Raw genomic sequence first — 17541 nt, 5'->3', positions numbered from 1 at the left:
GGCGGATGTCGCATCGGGCCGTTGGCGAGGCTCAGGACGGATCGCCGGCGTCCATGCCGACCACGTCCAACCGCTCCACCCCCGGATGCCGCCGGACCAGATCGGCGGCGCGGCCCCGCAGATGTTCCACCAGTTGCCCGAAGGTCATCGGCGCCCGCCCGTTCGGCCGCCATTCCCTTTTCTTACCGGTACGGAAAAGAAGGAGGATTCCGTGGCGGGCTTCGTGGGCGTGCAAATACTGGCCGACAAGCTGATCTTCAAGCGCAACCTCCAGAGCGGGAACTGTCCATTTATCCGCCACCTTGATCTCAATGCAGACCGGACCTTTACACTTCACATTGTGAAGCCGGATGTCGGTCCGCTTCGCACGATTGACCTGCTCCTCCCGGTGCACCGTATAGCGCCGGTTGGCCCGGACCCACAGCGCCCCGGCCAGCCAAAGCTGAACATCGGTCTCTTCGGTGCGGTCGTCAAACAGCGTGCGAACACTGAACTCGCCCGTTTCCAGATCCTGCCGGATCCACTCCAGCCGCCCCATGACGATGCGGTGCAGGTCGGCGGACGAGGCGGGCGTACCCTCATGGTCGCGCTCGAACGCCACGACGGCCTCGGGCGTCCATGGCACGGGATCTCCGTCGGCCGCCGCCCGCCTCGCGGCGAGACGGCGGAACCAAAACGGGTCCGCCACCGTCGTCAGTTGGTCGGCGAGATCGAGCAGCGCGTCATGGGCCTCTTTGCCCGGAATGTCGGCAAGACGATGAAGAGCTGAATCGCGCACCCGCTCCGTGCGTTCCCTGGCACTTGAATCAAATTCTTTGTGATCGTGAATACAGATTTCGGATTTTCGGGTATGCATAAAAATAATGGCGATGAGCTCTCTTAAAGATGGTATGTCGCGCGGCAATCCAGCGATATCATTGAAATTTTCGTATCCCAGAGCTGGTAAATTATTGCATAACTCCGACACCAGATGACTAGCGGCCTCTTTAGAAAGGGTTTTCAACTTTTCTTCCATAATATTCACAGCTTTTTTGCCATCGAAACGAAGCAGAAATGTAAGCCAGATCACAAACCCGGCATCATCGGAGCTCACTTTTCCTATCCGTTCCATCGCAAGATTAACGAGACTTTTCTTTGGAACGACGTCAGATGACAGAACAATGCGCAAAGCCGCCTTCAGAAAATCCAGGCGAACAGGAATTTGAAGCCGCAAAAATTCAAAGATACCAGGAGCTACAAGCTCCTTAATGGCTGAAGGAGAATAGTCAAGACGGATTATAGCCATAGATTGATGATTTCCCTCGACCCTCCACTCATCGTGAATATGTGAAAGGAAAACGGTCCTGACGATATCGGGATACGTCTCAATCAGCCTTTTACCCCAGGAGGGAAAGAACATCATTCGCCTGAAAGCCAGTCCTGCCGCGGCCTTTACCTCAGCCTCGGAAAAGGGAGCGGAACTCTGTCCATCTCCAATATCCAGAGCGATGCCGGCCAGCATCAGATCCTCTATGCCTTCACCACCACTTCTCGCCTGGTCACGCCAATAGGAAATAAATCCATTATGAGCAGAATTCACGATTCTATTCTCAAAAAAATTACCAATGTTATTGATAGAAATCCCTCTATTCTTAGTCATATCCAAAATTGTAATCAGAGATTTCTCCGTCAGTATTCCTTTATTATTGTTAAAATCCTCTTCTATTTCAGCTTTCTGTTTCTCAAACTTTGTGGCAGAATTATCAAAATTCTTAATGGGATTCATGAATCCCAAATAAGAACCAGCAGATAACCTGGGCTCCTGCGTCAGAAGCAGCAGCTCGGCCATCAAGCCTTCAGAATCTCCTGCCGCCTCTTCAATGCGCGCACGAAGATCAGCAGAGCGGCCAAATTGTTTCCAGAGCATCACCACACATTCAAGAACAGAGCTCCGATCATCGGGCTTCGGACCCGGCCGCAAATCATCAAGCAGCCATGTCAGATCGTTCTCATCCAGGGAATCACGCCACCGCCAAGATTCGAGCCTCTGCAATCTCATAAATTCTCTTGATCCACCGAACCGGCGCTCGCTCTCAACCCATCTATTAAACAATTCTTTCTTGATAATTGGCCTTTTCGAGATAACATTCTCTATTATCTCCAGCTCATTGTCGATATAACGAAATCCATCACCGCTATTTCCGAGAAAGCAGATTGCTTCAACAATATTATTTTTGATGGAATCAACATGTTCATCATTATCCAGAATCCTCTCCAACAGACGGCTTAAAGCCGTACGCAGGCTGTCCCGCATCGCTCCAAAGGGTTTCCTTCTGCATAAATCCAGAAAGCCATCCAAAACTTCGGGCAGCCATTCATCGGGTATCAAAAAGGCGGAAATTTTTTCAAATATATCTGGCAGGATCTTCGAGGAACGGGGATCCGGAAAATCCAGTTTTCCTGTAACGTCGAGAAATTGCGCGGGCGTCATGGCGCCCTGAATGCAGAGCGACAGCGCCCAACCACGCGCTTCCGCATCCCATGCCACCTTGTCGGCCAGCAAACACTCCGCGAGGGCTATCCGCTCCGCCGGACCGCCCGCCTCCTCCAGCGCGAACAGGCCATAGCTCCGCAACTCGCGGCTCTCGCCCGTCAGCACCACCGCCAGCGCCAGATCGGCGCAATCCCTCATCCGGCCGTGATGGATCAGCCGCAACAACAGCGCGAGCACCCGCGCATCGCCGACAAAGCGGTCATGAAGCTCCCTGACAACCGGCGCAAGCTCCGGTGCCGCGAAACGCTCCAGCGCCTCGTAGGAAACACCCTCCTCGCCATGCGGGGCGTCATACAGCCGGTGCACCGCCCGGCGCAGGATGTCGGCGCGGATGTCCAGCGGCAAGGCGCGCGGGTCGCCATGTTCGATCAGAATCGCCGGAGCGACGGACAGGACTGACGACCGGATATGGTCGTTCCATCCCGCCAGCCAGCCGGCGACGGCGGCCAGCGACGGCGCGACGACGCGGCGGCCATAGATCGTCGGAAACAGGATCCCGTCGATCTCCGGCGGCGAACAGCCACGATCCAGACGGTCCGACACCCATCGGGCGGCCAGATACTCGGTGACGGAGCGATGATGGAACCGCACCCGGCCATAGGTCGCCTCGTCGAACAGCGCGCGTGACAGCAATTCCTGCCGTTCCGCCTCGGTCCAGTCCGGCAGGATCGCGGCGGGATCGAACGCGTCGGCCGCCACGCCCTGAATCGAGCCATGATCAGGAAGACGCAGGGCCGGCTTGCGCATGACGGTCACCGCCGCCGCCAAGGACCGCGCGCCCATCATCAACCGGTCGTCCGACACATCGGCATGCCGCGGGCGTTCCCGATGGCGCGGCTCCGACAGCTTCCTGCGGATGTTGGTTTCGATGATCTCGGTCAGCCTGCCGATCCCGCCCTTGTCCCGCCAATGCCCGATCATCCACTCCACATCGCGCGGGCGGTCGAGAAAATCCTCGGCCTGGGCGGCCAGCACAGCGTCGAGGAATTTCCGGGTGTCCTCGGTGGACAGGCCATGCCCCTCCCCGCACAGGTGTCGGACCTGCGGATCGTTCAACGGCGCGAAGGAGAACACGCGCACCGCCGGCTGTTTCGCGCTATCGCCGTCTGCGGCGGTCGCCTGTACCCATGGCAGGCAGTCCTCGACCGTTTTCCGATCGGCATGGGCCTGCCAGTCGCTGACACGGCAGGAGATCAGCACTGTCACCCGGTTCCGAGCCTCGCCGAGATCCTTTGCCAGCCGACGCAGCGCAAGCCGGAACTCCTGTCCTTTAAGGCGGGCCTCATCCACGGAATCGAGCAGGAACACCGCCCGCTTTTCCCCGAGATTCCATGTCTGGACCTCATCCCAATCGGAAACAGGTTCCAACGCCAGTTCCAGGCCGTGAACCGCCAAATTCTCGATGCGGGCGAAGAAAGCCGGCGTACCGCCCAGCCGGCAGCGCTTGCGCTGTTCTTCGAACTCCGTGGTCTTCCCGGTGCCCGCCTCGCCAAGCAGGACGACACGCGGGTGCGCCAGGACTTGCGCCCAGCCGGTTCCCCGCCCGGCCAGGCGCGAGCGAAAGGGAAGCGACCGGTCACCAAGCGTCTTATCGTCGCCAATCTCGATGAACTCACGGTCGAGATTCACTATCGCCACGGTCATTCCCCCAATTTCCCATGCCGCCTATTGAAATCATGGGACCGGTCATGACTCAACCCCTACGCTCCCTCCGGTACTCCCCCCAGCGCCGCCACCGCGCGGCGCGACGCGACGCAGCGGGCGATCTCGCCCAGCAGCAAGGCGCGGTCGATCGGCTTGGGCACATGGGCATCCATGCCGGCCTCGTGGCAGCGGGCGATGTCGCCGGGCGACGTGTTGGCGGTCAGCGCGATGATGGCGACGCGGCCCGCCACGCCGGGCATGGCGCGGATGGCGCGCGTCGCCTCCAGGCCATCCATCACCGGCATGTTGATGTCCATCAGGATGGCGTCGAAAGCCTCGCGCCCGCTCCCCTCCGTCGCCGCCTGGGCCACCGCCGCCACCGCCTGGGCGCCATCCTCCACCGCCGCGACGCCGTGCCCCGCCTGCTTCAGCAGCGTGACGGCCAGCAGGCGGTTCATCTCCACATCCTCCACCACCAGGATGCGCAACCGCTCCGTCGCGGAAACCGGAGGCGGAGCGGGGATGGCGATGGACGGCGGCGACGGCCGGGGCGGCGGCGGGGAAGGCGTTTCAACGGCCGGCGCCGGACGGGAGTCCAGGGAGGACGGCGGCGCCTCCGACGCCAGCGGGCGCAACCGGTCCAGACGCTCGCGCAGTTCCGCCGGGTCATAGGGCTTGGCGATCAGGTCGTAGCCCCCCATCGCCACGTCGTCGGCCACCACCGCATGGGTGGCGAAGCCCGAGGCCAGCAGTACCGGCAGGCCGGGGCGCAGCCGGCGGGCCTCGCGCGCCAGTTCGGCGCCATTCATCCCCGGCGGCATCACGATGTCGCTGAACAGCAGGTCGAGCGGCTCGGGCCCGCGCAGCACCACCAGCGCCTCGCCGGCGCCGGCGGCGCCGATCACCCGATGGCCCCAGCCACGCAGCAGGGCGCAGCCGTTTTCGCGGATGTTGTGGTCATCCTCCACCATCAGGATCGACAGGCTCGGACGATCGGCCGGCGGCCCGACCGGACGGCCGCCTTCGCCGGCCAGCCGGCCGGGCGGGAAATGGACGGTGACGGTGGTTCCCCGCCCCACCCGGCTGGCCAGGGTCAGCGTGCCGCCATGCAGCTCCACCAGCCGGCGGGTCAGCGGCAGGCCCAGCCCGCTTCCCTCGATCCGGCGGCTCTCGGCCCGGCGGCCGTCCGGACCGTCGACGCGGGTGTAGGCCGGCGGGACGCGCTCCAACTCCGGCTCGGGAATGCCGACGCCGGTGTCGCGCACCTCCAGCAGCAGCCCGCCATCCGGCGCCGGCCCGGTGGTCAGCGACACCGAGCCGCCGGCCGGGGTGTATTTCACCGCGTTGGACAGCAGGTTCAGCAGGATCTGGCGGATCCGCCGCTCGTCGCCCCGCATGTGGCGGGCGGCGGGCTCCACCTTCGCGGCGATGGCGATGCCGGCGCGGGCCGCCCGCGGGGTCAGCAGGCGGATGGCGAAGGTGGCGGCGGCGTCGAGATCGACCGGCTCGTCGTCGAGAACAAGCTGCCCGGCCTCGGCCCGGACCTGGTCGAGGATCTCGTTGATCAGCTCCAGCAGATGCTGGCCGCTGTCGCGGATGTTGATGGCGAAGTCGCGGTACTGGGCATTGCCCACCGGCCCCTCCGCCTCGCGCGCGATCAGGTCGGCGAAGCCGATCACGGCGTTCATCGGCGTGCGCAGCTCGTGGCTCAGGCTCGCCAGGAATTCGGTCTTGCCGCGGCTGGCCGCCTCCGCCGCCTGGCGGGCGTCCTGCAACTCGGCCTCCATGATCTTGCGGGAGGTGATGTCGCGCTCGACGCTGACATACTCCTGCGGCGCCCCCCAATCATCGGTGACCAGCCGCACCGCCGCCTCGAACCACAGCCAGCGGCCGTCGGCATGGCGCAGCCGGTAGGTCGTCTTCAGGGTCGGCCGCTCCGGCGTCAGCCGTGACAGACCGGCCGCCGCCGCGTCGCGGTCGTCGGGGTGCATCCGCTCCACCAGCGGCCGGCCGACCAGCTCCGCCGGCGGGCTGCCCAGCCGGTCCCGCGTCGACTCCGAACAGAAGCGCCGCACCCCGTCCAGCCCGATGCGGCCGATGATGTCGGTGACGCCGCGGGCGAGCTGGCGGTAGCGCGCCTCGCTGACGCGGATCGCCCGTTCCGCCTCGTGGCGCCGGGTGATGTCGCGGGCGCCGACCGACAGCATGACGATGGCCCCGCTCTCGTCGCGGATCGGCACCTGCGACACCTCCCACCAGCGGGTGACGCCGCCCTGGCTATGCTGCTCCTCGAAGCGGGTGGGAGCGCCGGCGGCGATGCAGGCGTGAAGATCGGCCGTCACCCTGGCGACGAGGTCCGGCGGCAGCAGCGCGTCCAACGGCTGGCCCTCCACCGGTTGCGGCCGCCCGCCCGCCGCCAGCGCGCCCAGCTCGTGAACAGCGGCGGTATTGGCGTATCGCAGGGTGAAGGCGCCGTCGGCACCGACGCGGACGACCAGCAGGCTGTCGACGGAGCTGTCGAACACGGCGCGGAACAGGGCGGCACTCTCCGCCAGGGCGGCCTCGTCGGCGAAGCGGCGATGCTCCCGCGCCAGCATGGTGCCGAGCAGGCCGATGCCCAGGCTGGTGAAGGCGATCAATGGCAGCGCCGCCTCCTCCAGCACCCGCAGCGCGAGGCGCGAATCGGGCAGCAGCAGGAAGGCGGCCAAGGTCAACGGGGTGAGCGCCAGCCCGAACACCGCCAGTCGCCCGAAGCCGAAGGCGGCCTTGCCCGCCCCCTTGCCCACCCCCGCCCCACCCTTGCGGCGGACGGCGCGCCGCTCCATCGCGCCGGCGAGCAGCGGCGCCGCCACCGCCGTCAGCGCAAGGCCGGCAAGGCCGGTGATCGCCCCCACGCCCCCCAGCCACAGCCGCACCGCACCGGCCACCGCCGCCGACAGCAGGACCGCCGGCCAGCCGCCGAACAGGCCGGCTAGTCCGATCATCACATTGCGCAGGTCGACCAGGACCCCGCCCGCGACCGGATGGGCATCCAGCATCGAAACGGCCGCCGCCACGCCGAACAGCAGGCCGGCAAGCGGCGAAAAGAGCTTCCGCCGAAGGCCAAACCGCCGCAGCACCGAACGGTAGGCGAGCAGGACCAGCGCCAGCAGGCCGATGCCGTGCGTCAGGGCGATGACGATGTCCGGTCCCATGGCGGCCCCCCACCCAAGCGGCGATCCGGGCCCCGATCCGGGCCCCGAAACCCGATGCGAACATTCGCACAGGCAATTAAACAAGAAGAAGAAACGATACGGAACAGACATATCCCCTTTTTCGTACAGCTTCGGCTGTTCGTCGCGGGGCCGCCGACATGATGCGGCTGTCGAGTTTACCGCGCGATTCGGCTAGGATGACGCCGCGAGTTGTTCGTATTCGCCGTATTTTCTTGGGCTTCGGCATGTTCTTCAAGATCTTCTCACGGAGCCTCGTCGCGCGGACGACGGCATCGGCGGCGGTGCTGGTGTCGGTGCTGGTGGCCGTGCCGATGGTCGTGCTGATCCAGGCCGATGTGCGCAACACGCGGGCGGAGCTGGCCATCCGGTCGGAGATGGCGACCCGCATCGTGCTGGACGATGTGACGAACGCGCTGTGGGATCTCGACCCGGAAGAGGCGGTGGCGGCGCTCAGTCCGTTGCGGTCGATCGATGGTTTTGCCGAGGCGGTGATCCTGGACACCCATGGCGAGCCTTTCGCCTCCTACCGCAAGCCGGGCGCCGCCAGCGACGAAGGCGGAAGCGCAGCCGATACGGCCACGGCCGCCGCCGTGCCGCTGTCCCACCAGGACCGCACCGGCGCCATCCGCCACATCGGCACCCTGCTGGTCAGGCTGGACACCGCGCCGACCGATGCCGCCATCCGCCGCCATGTGCTGACGCTGGGCGGGACCGGCGCCGCCACGCTTCTGCTGGTGGTGCTGGGCGTCATCTGGGCGACGCGCGGCATGACGCGCCCGATCGCCGCCATGACCCGCGCCATGGCCGACCTGGCCGCCGGTGACGTGACGGTGAGCGTGCCGGTGCGCCACCGCGAAGATGAGATCGGCCGCATGGCCAAGGCGCTCGACACCTTCCGCCAGAACGCCATCGACCTCGGCGCCGCCAAGGAGCGGGCGGAACAGGCGGTGGCGTCGAAGGCCAAGTTCATGGCCGCCGCCAGCCACGACCTGCGCCAGCCGGCCCAGTCGCTGCTGATGCTGACCGCCATGCTGCGCGCCACCGCCCCCACGCCCAAGGTGGCGGAGTCCGCCCGCAAGATCGAACAGGTGGTGATGACCCTGAAGCAGCTGTTGGACGAGCTGCTGGAGGTCTCGCGGCTGGATGCCGGCGGCGTCAGCGTCAACAAGGCGGTGCATGAGATCGCCGATCTGTTCGAGGCGCTGGACTCGCAATATGGCCCGGTCGCCCGCGACAAGGGGCTGACCTTCACCGTGCCGCCGCACCGCGCCCCGGTGCTGACCGACCGGGTTCTGCTGCTGCGGCTGTTGGGCAACCTGATCGACAACGCGATCCGCTACACGCCGTCCGGCATGGTGCAGGTCGCCTGCCTGGAGTCCGGCGACAGCCTGATCGTCGAGGTGCGCGATACCGGCATCGGCATTCCCGAGGACCGGCTCGACGCCATCTGGGAGGAGTTCCATCAGATCGGCAACCCGGAGCGCAACCGCGACAACGGCATCGGGCTCGGCCTGTCGATCGTCCAGCGGCTGGCCGGCGTGCTGGATCATCCGGTGAAGGTCCGCTCCACGCCGGGGAAGGGCTCGGTCTTCTCGGTCACCGTGCCGCTGGCGGCGATGGAGCCGGATGAACCGGACCGGGAAGAGGCGCCGATGGCAAAGACGGCACAGATGGCACCAATGGCGCCGGTCACGGTCTCTCCCACCGGCTCCGCCCTGGCGACGGTGGCGGATGCGCCGGCGAAGGGCGGCGAGATCACGATCCTGGTGATCGATGACGACCAGTTCGTCCTGTCCGCGATCTCGATGTTCCTGACCGCGGCCGGCCATCGCGTCGTCGGCGCCGCCACCCAGGCCCAGGGACTGCGTGCGGTGGAGGACGGTACCGTCCGGCCCGACGCGATGATCGCCGATTATCACCTGTCCGCCACTAAGAATGGCCTGGATTTCATCGACATGGTCTGGCGGCGGCTGGGGCTGCGCATCCCGGCGGTGCTGATCTCCGGACGGCTCGACGGCGCTGTGACCGCCCGCGCGGCGGAGATGGGCGTCATCGTGGCCGCCAAGCCGATCATGCCGGACCGCCTGTCGGTGCTGGTGGAGCAGATGACGGCGACCCGGCCGGCACCGATTCCAGACGCCCCTCACCCCTCCGCATAGGAGCCATATCGGCTAAGACCGATCCGTTGAGACCGCTGGCCCTGTCCCTTGGGCTTACGACCAAAAATGATCTCTCATATCGAGTTATGCTGTGCACAGACTGGGGGGATGCCCGATGGCGGTGCCGCATCGCCATCCTTGGGCGGAAAAGCAATTTCGGAGGATCCCATGCGCCGCGCCACCATGACCGAAGCCACCCATGCCCCCAGCCGAGTTCAGGAGATCGTCGCCGGTTTCGACTTCGGCTATGTCGTCGAGCGCGCGGTCGCCGCGGGAATGCCCCGCAGCAGCTCCGAACGGGCGCTGACCCAATTGAAAGCCTTCCTGCTGGCCTGCGCCGAACATCCAGAACGCGACATCGTTCCGCAATCCGCCGCCTGCGACGACCTGTGGCATGAATTCATCGTCGCCGACACCCGCGCCTATTTCCGCTTCTGCGAGGCGGTCTATGGCCGGTATCTCCATCACAGCGGCGTTTCCGTTCCGGCCGAACGGATGACGGCGGCCCGCGCCGACGGTGCCCGCCTGTTCGCCGGCGCCGATTGCCTGCGGGAAGCCGCGCAAGCCGATTGCCTGCGCGAGGCGAAGCCGGCGGACTGTCTGCGCGAAGCCCGGCCGCGGACCAATGGCTTTGCACAGTGACCGCAGGCCGCGACCGTCGCGGAGCCCGAAGGATCGGCGGTGCCCTTTCCAGCTCCACCTCAGCGGGATCGGCCGTTGAGCAGAGCTTCGGCTCGGGGTGAGAGAGGGCAGCCCTGTCGGGCAAGCCGGAGGATGCCGTCCCGGGCGAGATCCCTGCTGGCGGTGTTGCCGACAAAACTCGACAGGGAACCGGAGAATTCCAGAACAATGTTGTTCGTTCCGATGCTTTCCCGGTAATCGACCCTGGACACGGCCGTGTAAGGCTCCCTGCGGGTCCGGACGACACGGCATTCGATGTGATCCGGGTGCAGCACCAGGGTCGGCTTCAGGGTGCTCGACGACCAGCCGATCCAGGGAACCCCTTTCCATCCGGAGAAGGCGGCGACCAGGGGAACATGCGCGGCGTCGCCGTGCGGTTCGATCCGACTTTGCCTGGCTGCCGACACGCGGAGCTTGGTGTAGAGAAACAGGGCCAGACCGCCGGATGCGACGAGCAGCAGCAGCATCGCGGAAAAGATCAAACCGATGGTTTCGCTCATCCCTGTCTCCTTGCGATCCCTGGAAGTCGGCGCCCTGCCCGCTCCGGCTCAGCCGAAGTTGAGGCCGCCGAACGGCGTGATGAAACTGTCGCTCAGCACATTGCCGCGCAGGGCCACATAGTCGGGCACCACCAGGGGGATCACCGGCAGGTCACGCATCACCAGGGCTTCCGCCTCCTTGTAGACCACGGCCCGGCTCGCGGGATCGGCGATGGCCATCGCCTGTTCGATCAGGGTGTCGAACCGGGGATTGGACCAGCCGACGGGGTTGAACCGGCTGCGGCTGCTGAAAAGCTCGTCGAGGAAATTCATCGGATCGGGATAGGTGGCCGTCCAGCCGAACAGAAAGGCGTCATAGTCCCGCCGGCGGGAGCGGGCGATGAAGTCCTGGCGCGGGGCGACCACCAGCCTTGCCGGGATGCCGGCATTGTTCCACTGCGAGACGTAATAGACGAACTCACGCCGGTATTCCGGAACGACCGCGACCTGAAAGGGATCGATGCCACGTCCGTCGGGATAGCCGGCCTCCGCCAGCAGGCGCCTCGCCCGCATCGGATCATAGGCGAGCGGCTCCAGCCGTTCGTTCGCCAGCAGAGCCGGCGGAACGATGCCGTCGTGAATGGCCGCCACCCCGCGAAAGAAGCGTTCGGCCATCGCCGCACGGTCGATCAGCAGCGACATCGCCCGTCGCACCCGCAAATCGCCGAAAGCCTTAACCCGCCGGGGATCGAGGGCCACGACCCGCATCTGCATGCGCGGCACGCTCGACAGCGACCGTTTGAAGCCGGGATCGTCCATCACCCCGCGCAACGCGTCGGTATCGACGAAGGTGAAGTCGATCTGACTGTCATTGAACAGGGTGATGCCGTCGTTGCCGATGCCGGTGGCGAGGAAGGACACCTGATCGAACGGCACCGCCCCGCCACGCCAGCCGGGATTGGCCTCCACATCGAGACGCATGCCGTCACTCGACTGCGACAGCCGGTAGGGACCGGTGCCCGCCGACAGAACACGGAACCAGTCGGGACCGGCCTGCCCGACCGCCTCGACATCGACGATGTTCAGACGGGCGAAGGGAAAAACCGCACAGGGCTCGTCACAGACCACCTCCAGGGTTCGCCCGTCCAGCACGGTGATGCCGGACAGCCCATCGCTCGCCTTCGCCCGCAGCTCGCGGAAGCCCCGGACCTTGGACAGCGCCAGCACCGCGAAATTGGCGCCGTCGCCGGCCAGCGCCGCCTCGAAGCTGCGCTTCACATCCAGGGCGGTCAGCGGCCGGCCGGTGTGGAAGCTGACACCGTCGCGGATGCTCAGCCGCCAGCGCCGGGCGTCCTCCGACGCCTCCCAAGCCGTGGCGAGGCCGGGCAGGATCCGGCCCCTGGGATCGACGGTCGTCAGGCTTTCATACATCGAGCCGAGGATCTGACGGGCGACCAGATCATTGACGCTCAGCGGATCGAGCCTGCCGGGCAGTGATTTCAATCCGATCCGCAGGGTGCCGGAGGCCGCCATTCCCACCCCCGGCAACGCGCCGGCCAGACCGGCCGCCCCGCCGAGCAGGCCAAGGAAATGTCGTCTCCGCACCGCCGGCATCGCTGACCCGCAACTCGATGATCCCAGCGATGATCCTTACCATGGGGCAGGGCGGGCGGTCATCCTGGCCAACCGCCAGAGACTTTCGCGATCGAAAGCAACCAAAGGATGCTTGTGTTCAGAAAAGCAACCGACGCGGGCTTCCGTCTTCGAAAGCCGCATCCGGTCCGGTCAACCATTCAGCAGGGCGTCGATGCGGTCGCGCAACGCTTGCAGCCGTTCACGGTGTTCGCGCTGCAAGGCCTGGGCGACGGTGTCGATGGCGGCCAGATCCTTGTCCATGCGGTTGATCGCCTTGCCCAGCACCCGCAGCGGCTCCGCCGAGCTGGAGGCCGCCGGACGGGCGGCCCGGATGGCGCCGACGGTCAGCCCGCCGGTGCGCGCCGTCCGCCACAGGCGGCGCAGCTCCGCCTCGTCCTCGACGAAGGCCAGCTCGACCAGGGCGGAGCGGGATACCGCGTCGGGATTGGCGCGATAGTCGGCCAGGATGTCGTCGGGCAGGCGCAGCACCTTCAGGCGCTTCGACACCTCGGCCTCCGAACAGCCGACCGCCGCCGCCACCTCCGCCTGGGTGTAGCCATGCGCCTCGATCAGCTGGGACAGCCCGCGGGCGAGGTCGATGGCGTCGAGATCGACGCGCTGGACATTCTCGATCAGCGCGATCTCTTCGGGACGGCCCTTGGTGATGATCGCGGCGATGGTGCCGCGGCCGAGCAGCCGGTGGGCGCGCAGACGCCGCTCGCCGGCCACCAGCCGGTAACGCCCCTTCTCCGCCGCCTCCTGCACCAGAACGGGTTGCTGCAACCCATGACGGGCGATGGAGTCCGCCAGCGAGCGCAGGGAATCGTCGTCGAACACCGTGCGCGGCTGGCCGGGGTTGGTCTCGACGGCATCCAGATCGACCTCGATCAGCCGGGGCAGCACGCCGCTCAACCCGAACATGCGGTCGGTCTCGGCGGCGAAGCCGGCCTCCTTGGCCTGGAGCACGGTGGCGGCGGTCTGCCGGATCAGCTTCTTAGGCGGCATCAACGGTCTCCTGCAAGCGGCCCATGGCGGTCAGCAGCGCCGACGCGATGGCAGCATAGCTTTCCACCCCCGGCGCGCCGATGTCGGCATCCAGCGTGATGACGTTGGCGCCCGCCGCCTGGGCATAGATGGTGGCGCGCGGCACCGGCGGGAACACGCGGCGGCTGTCGCCCCACAGCCGCTGGATGTCGTCGAGCGATGAACGGTCCTGGGTCTGGCGCGGGTTGACCATGGTCGGCAGGATGCCCAGCACCTCCAGCCGCGGGTTCAGCCGCCGCTGGATCTTGGCCACGGTGTCGAGAAAGGCGCTGACCCCGAGGATGGCGTGCGGCTCGGCCTGGCAGGGCACCAGCACGTAATCGGCGGCGGTCAGCGCGTTGATCGTCACCGCGCCCAGATTGGGGGCGCAATCGATGACGATCACGTCATAGCGCTCCCGCACGCCATCCAGCATCTCGGCCAGCGCCGTCTGGGCGTTGGTGAGATTTCCCGGCAGCTCGGTGTCGGCGCTGGCCAGCGCGATGCTGGACGGAACGATGTCCAGCCCCTCGACGCTGGTGGGGCGGATCACCGCGTCGAGCGGGGTCTTGCCCATCAGCGCATGATAGAGAACCTTGCCGGCCTCGGTCAGGGCGACGATGTCGGTCTGCGGCACGCCGACATGGACGGTCGCGTTGCCCTGGGGATCGGCATCGACCAGCAGGACGCGGTTGCCGGCTCGCGCCAGGATGAAGGCGAGGTTGATCGAGGTCGCGGTCTTGGCGGTGCCGCCCTTTTGCAGACCGACAGCCACCGTGGTGCCGCGGCGGGGCAGGGGGCTTTCCGGCCGTTCCAGATCCAGCAGCAGCAGCCGGCCCAGCACGTCGCGGGGCAGGGCTTCCTTGCCGGTCTCCCACTTGCTGAGCCGCTGCTTGTCGTATTTGCGCCCGGTCAGTTCATTGACGAACGCCGCCATCTGCGTCTGGGTCAGGCCGCGCCGTTCCCGCAACGCCTTCAACTGTTCCCCTGTCACGCCCGTCCTCCTGCCCCGGCTACCGGTTGGCAGAGACCCTAGCAAGTCGTCGCGACTCAGGCAACGGGTGTCTACCGAACGGGGATGGCCGCATGGTCTGGAGGTCAGACGGTTTCGTCGTATTCCACCTTCGGAACATCGATCCAGTTTTCCGGCTGGCCCTGATCCTTCTTCCAGAACAGCACCGGCAGATCGGCGTTCAGCACGCGGCCGAGAACGGCGCCACGGGCCTTCATCGTCTCCTTGTACTCCGCCGTCTCGACGATACGCACGCCATAGCCGGGAATGCGGTCGGCGGTCAGGACGGGACCGAGGGCGTTCTTGAACTTGCGCAGGTCGTTGTCGGAGCCGACGCGCTTGCGCAGCGGCTCCAGCGCCATCCAGAAGGCATGGCCACGGGCGAGATGGGCGCGCGCGATCTCGTACAGGCGCTTTTCCACCGGCTTCAGCGCGAAATACTGGTCGTCATAGCTCAGCAGATTGTGGCCCAACGCCGCACGGGTGACCCAGCCCGACAGTGTCAGCTTCAGCCCGCGCACCGCGCGCTCGCCGTCCTTCTTGCGCTGGTAGAGCAGCTTGTAGTCGGAAATCCAGGAGAAGGCGCCGCTTTCGCCCTCCCCGCCGGTTTCCAGGTTGGTCTTGATCTGGGTGCCCTGCAACCGCTCCAGCGCCCCTTCGATCTTGTCATAGGCGCTGCCGCCGGCGGTTTTGCCGACGATGCGCTGGAGATCGCTGGTGGTGAAGTGCAGTTCGCCCAGCTTGGACGGGCCCTTGCCGGAGTCCATCTTCTCGCGCAGCAGCGAGATGGCGTAGAGCAGCACCGCCTTGTCCCAGATCGTCGCGACGCCGACATTCTTCGGCGCCCGCACCTCGATCCGTACCTTGCCGTCGTCATAGGTCGGCAGCGATTCCGCCTTGTCCTTCGACAGGCCGAACAGGCTGTAAACCATCATGTGCCGGTCGTTCTGCACATCGCCGGTCAGCGGGGAATCGAGCCGCAGAGCCAATTGCAGCGGCCGGTCGAGCAGCTCGGCGTTGGTGGCCTGGGTCATGCGATCTCTCCCGCGGGTCCCGTGCGGCTTCAAGTGATTTGATCCCATAATCCACAAGCCCGCCTTCCCGTTCCACAGCGCCGGTCCAAACGTCGCCGTTCTGCCGAAAGATTCCCATGGACGGTCCGAATTGACGGCGCGGATGTCGCCGTTCTGCCAGTTTTTCCGCACGGCGGCGGCGATGGGCGGCGGGAGAGCGGTTGGACGGTGGCGGGCAGACCAGCGCCGTCGCCGAAAGCGCCAACGTCTGCGTTCTGCCGCGCCAGCGGAGCGCCGCTCCGGAGAAGATCAATCCAACCCTTTGCTTTTATTGAATTATTACCGCAGAACCGGCACCAGATGGGGCGGAAAGCTCCCCCGGGCGGCCATCGACTGGCAGAACGGCGACGTTCGGGCGCCCCGCCAGCGGGCCGATTCCCACCCGATTCTCCACCGATTCCCTGCGGAGGAGGAGAGGGGGAGGACGGCTTTCCCTTCCTCATTCGGCAGAACGGCGACGTTCGACGGGGCGATCAGCCAGGCACATGCCACTGAAAGCCAAGAATCTTTCGGCACAACGACGACGTTCAGAGCCGAATCTTTCGGCACAACGGCGACATTCGTAGCCGGCCAACCATGGGGCTTCCACCTCAAGTGTTTGATTCCTCCCGGAGAATCCGACTGAGTGTCCGCGAAATGCCGATGCCGCCACATTTTTCCAAGACCGTGGACAGAGGCGCAACGACACGTACACATTTCAAAAAACGGGCGAAAACCGCCCTCACGCCATCATCGTGCGTCCATGCCAGAATCTGGCCGGCGCCACGGGTTTGTGCATCTTGAAGGAGAGCACCATGACGTAACGGAGGAGCGACCTCCGCAAACACAAAAGGCCCGGATTGCTCCGGGCCCTTCGTGTCGGACGGAGGAGACCGAGGGATCCCGGGCACCCCACATCTGGCGGTTTGGCGACTCCATGATGGCAGGGCAGGCCCGCAAAGCCAAGCGGATTCACGTCGAGTCCGTTGACGCTCTTTCCTTGTCTCCGCCCGTCCACGGATCGACCGACAGACGGGTATCGCAATGAAGCCATACATCGACATGTACAGGCGCTGGATTGCCGTGCCCGGCATCCAGGCAGCCGACATCGCGGTGTTGTCCGCGCTCTACGCCCATGCCGACCGCGACGGTGTCTGCACCGCGACGCAAGGCGAGCTGGCCGAAGAGCTGGGGCAAAGCCGCGCCTGGTTCAACGCCGTGCTGAAGGGACTGCAAGAAAAGGCCCCGCAGGAGTCGGCCGTCGCACTGGTCTGCGCCAAACCCCGGCGGGGCCTGCGCGGTTTCGCCTATCAGCTGGCTGGAATGGAGGGTGTCACGGCCGGCATCTCCTGTCAGCCGGCTGACAGCAACGGTTCCCCGGCCGGCTTTTCCTTGGATTCTGGGAATCCTGAATCCTCCTCCTCCTTTTCGGGTGGGGTAGGGGTTGGGCAGGGCGAGGCATTACCGGCCGACTGGCAGCCGGACGCCGAGGATCTGGCATGGGCAGCGGCGGAACGTCCCGAGGTCGATGCCGGACGGGTGACCGCGAAGTTCGTGTCCTGGTGCCGCAAGGCCCATCGCCGCAACGGCTATCGCCCGCCGGATCCGGGAGCCGCATGGCGGCGCTGGATCGTCCGGGAACTGGTCACCGCCAACGAGCCGCCCGTCATTTCCGCCCAGCAAACCGTCCCCTCCTCTGCCCAACCCCTTGCCCAACCCCCAGTTTCCCAGTTCCGCCGGGAGTTCCGCCATGACCGCCGCGCCAGCCCCTTGCCCAGCCCCTTGCGGGCCGGCTCCGCGTCCGATGCCGCCGGCCGCAACCGCGAAACCCTCGCTGCCCTGCGCCTTCGCCTCGCTGGCCAGGCTTGAGGTCGCCGACCTGCGGTTCGAGACGCAGGATCTGACGCTGGACGAGATCGGTGTGCTGGCCGACCGGGTGGAGCAGGCCATCGGCGCGCTGACCCCGCCGATCGGCATCGAGAATGTCCTGATCGGGCTGGAGAAGCTGGCGGACCGCTTCGCGCTCGAGCTGCCAGACGCCGACCTGCTGGAGGCCGACGTGCGGGCGATGGCCGATTGGCCGGCGGACCGCTGGATGGCGGCCTTCG

General features: G+C 65.9%; 10 protein-coding genes. 3 read left to right on the top strand and 7 right to left on the bottom strand.

Going from position 1 to position 17541, the window contains the following annotated elements; genetic code table 11:
* Positions 1 to 31: 31 nt before the first annotated feature.
* Together AZL_RS15500 and AZL_RS15495 are read right to left on the bottom strand one after the other, a co-directional pair.
* Complete coding sequence (locus AZL_RS15500) at positions 32 to 4177, bottom strand: hypothetical protein (protein WP_012975444.1); 4146 nt, start codon at positions 4175 to 4177, stop codon at positions 32 to 34.
* Positions 4178 to 4233: 56 nt separating this feature from the next.
* The gene (locus AZL_RS15495) at positions 4234 to 7371 is read right to left on the bottom strand and encodes a response regulator (protein WP_042444011.1); all 3138 of its coding nucleotides are present in this window, start codon (positions 7369 to 7371) and stop codon (positions 4234 to 4236) included.
* 245 nt (positions 7372 to 7616) lie between these two features.
* On the opposite strand from AZL_RS15495, the gene AZL_RS15490 reads away from it, so the two are divergent.
* Both AZL_RS15490 and AZL_RS15485 read left to right on the top strand, forming a co-directional pair.
* Positions 7617 to 9551: a hybrid sensor histidine kinase/response regulator gene (locus AZL_RS15490; protein WP_042444427.1), complete on the top strand. Its 1935-nt coding sequence runs from the start codon at positions 7617 to 7619 to the stop codon at positions 9549 to 9551.
* A gap of 168 nt (positions 9552 to 9719) precedes the next feature.
* Positions 9720 to 10193 (top strand): hypothetical protein, encoded by a 474-nt coding sequence (locus tag AZL_RS15485; protein ID WP_193760106.1) that lies wholly within the window; start codon positions 9720 to 9722, stop codon positions 10191 to 10193.
* Positions 10194 to 10252: 59 nt separating this feature from the next.
* Here the strand turns inward: AZL_RS15485 and AZL_RS15480 are convergent, their stop codons facing one another.
* From AZL_RS15480 to AZL_RS15460, 5 genes are all read right to left on the bottom strand, one after another.
* Complete coding sequence (locus tag AZL_RS15480; protein ID WP_012975440.1) at positions 10253 to 10732, bottom strand: hypothetical protein; 480 nt, start codon at positions 10730 to 10732, stop codon at positions 10253 to 10255.
* Positions 10733 to 10780: 48 nt separating this feature from the next.
* Positions 10781 to 12325, bottom strand: a complete 1545-nt coding sequence (locus AZL_RS15475; RefSeq protein ID WP_012975439.1) for an ABC transporter substrate-binding protein — start codon at positions 12323 to 12325, stop codon at positions 10781 to 10783.
* Positions 12326 to 12496: 171 nt separating this feature from the next.
* Entirely contained in the window at positions 12497 to 13351 is an 855-nt protein-coding gene (locus AZL_RS15470) for a ParB/RepB/Spo0J family partition protein (protein ID WP_012975438.1), read from the bottom strand.
* Positions 13341 to 14363 (bottom strand): AAA family ATPase, encoded by a 1023-nt coding sequence (locus tag AZL_RS15465; RefSeq protein WP_012975437.1) that lies wholly within the window; start codon positions 14361 to 14363, stop codon positions 13341 to 13343. Before AZL_RS15465 ends, AZL_RS15470 begins: the two co-directional genes overlap by 11 nt.
* A gap of 104 nt (positions 14364 to 14467) precedes the next feature.
* Complete coding sequence (locus AZL_RS15460) at positions 14468 to 15415, bottom strand: replication initiator protein A (RefSeq protein WP_042444009.1); 948 nt, start codon at positions 15413 to 15415, stop codon at positions 14468 to 14470.
* A 1062-nt stretch (positions 15416 to 16477) separates the two neighbouring features.
* On the opposite strand from AZL_RS15460, the gene AZL_RS15455 reads away from it, so the two are divergent.
* On the top strand, positions 16478 to 17302 hold the full coding sequence (locus AZL_RS15455) for a MarR family transcriptional regulator (RefSeq protein WP_012975435.1): 825 nt from the start codon (positions 16478 to 16480) through the stop codon (positions 17300 to 17302).
* Positions 17303 to 17541 lie beyond the last annotated feature (239 nt).

The organism is Azospirillum sp. B510 (assembly GCF_000010725.1).
Lineage (GTDB): Bacteria > Pseudomonadota > Alphaproteobacteria > Azospirillales > Azospirillaceae > Azospirillum > Azospirillum lipoferum_B.
Note: the sequence above shows the minus strand (reverse complement) of the source record. Positions and strands in the feature narration are given on the sequence as shown.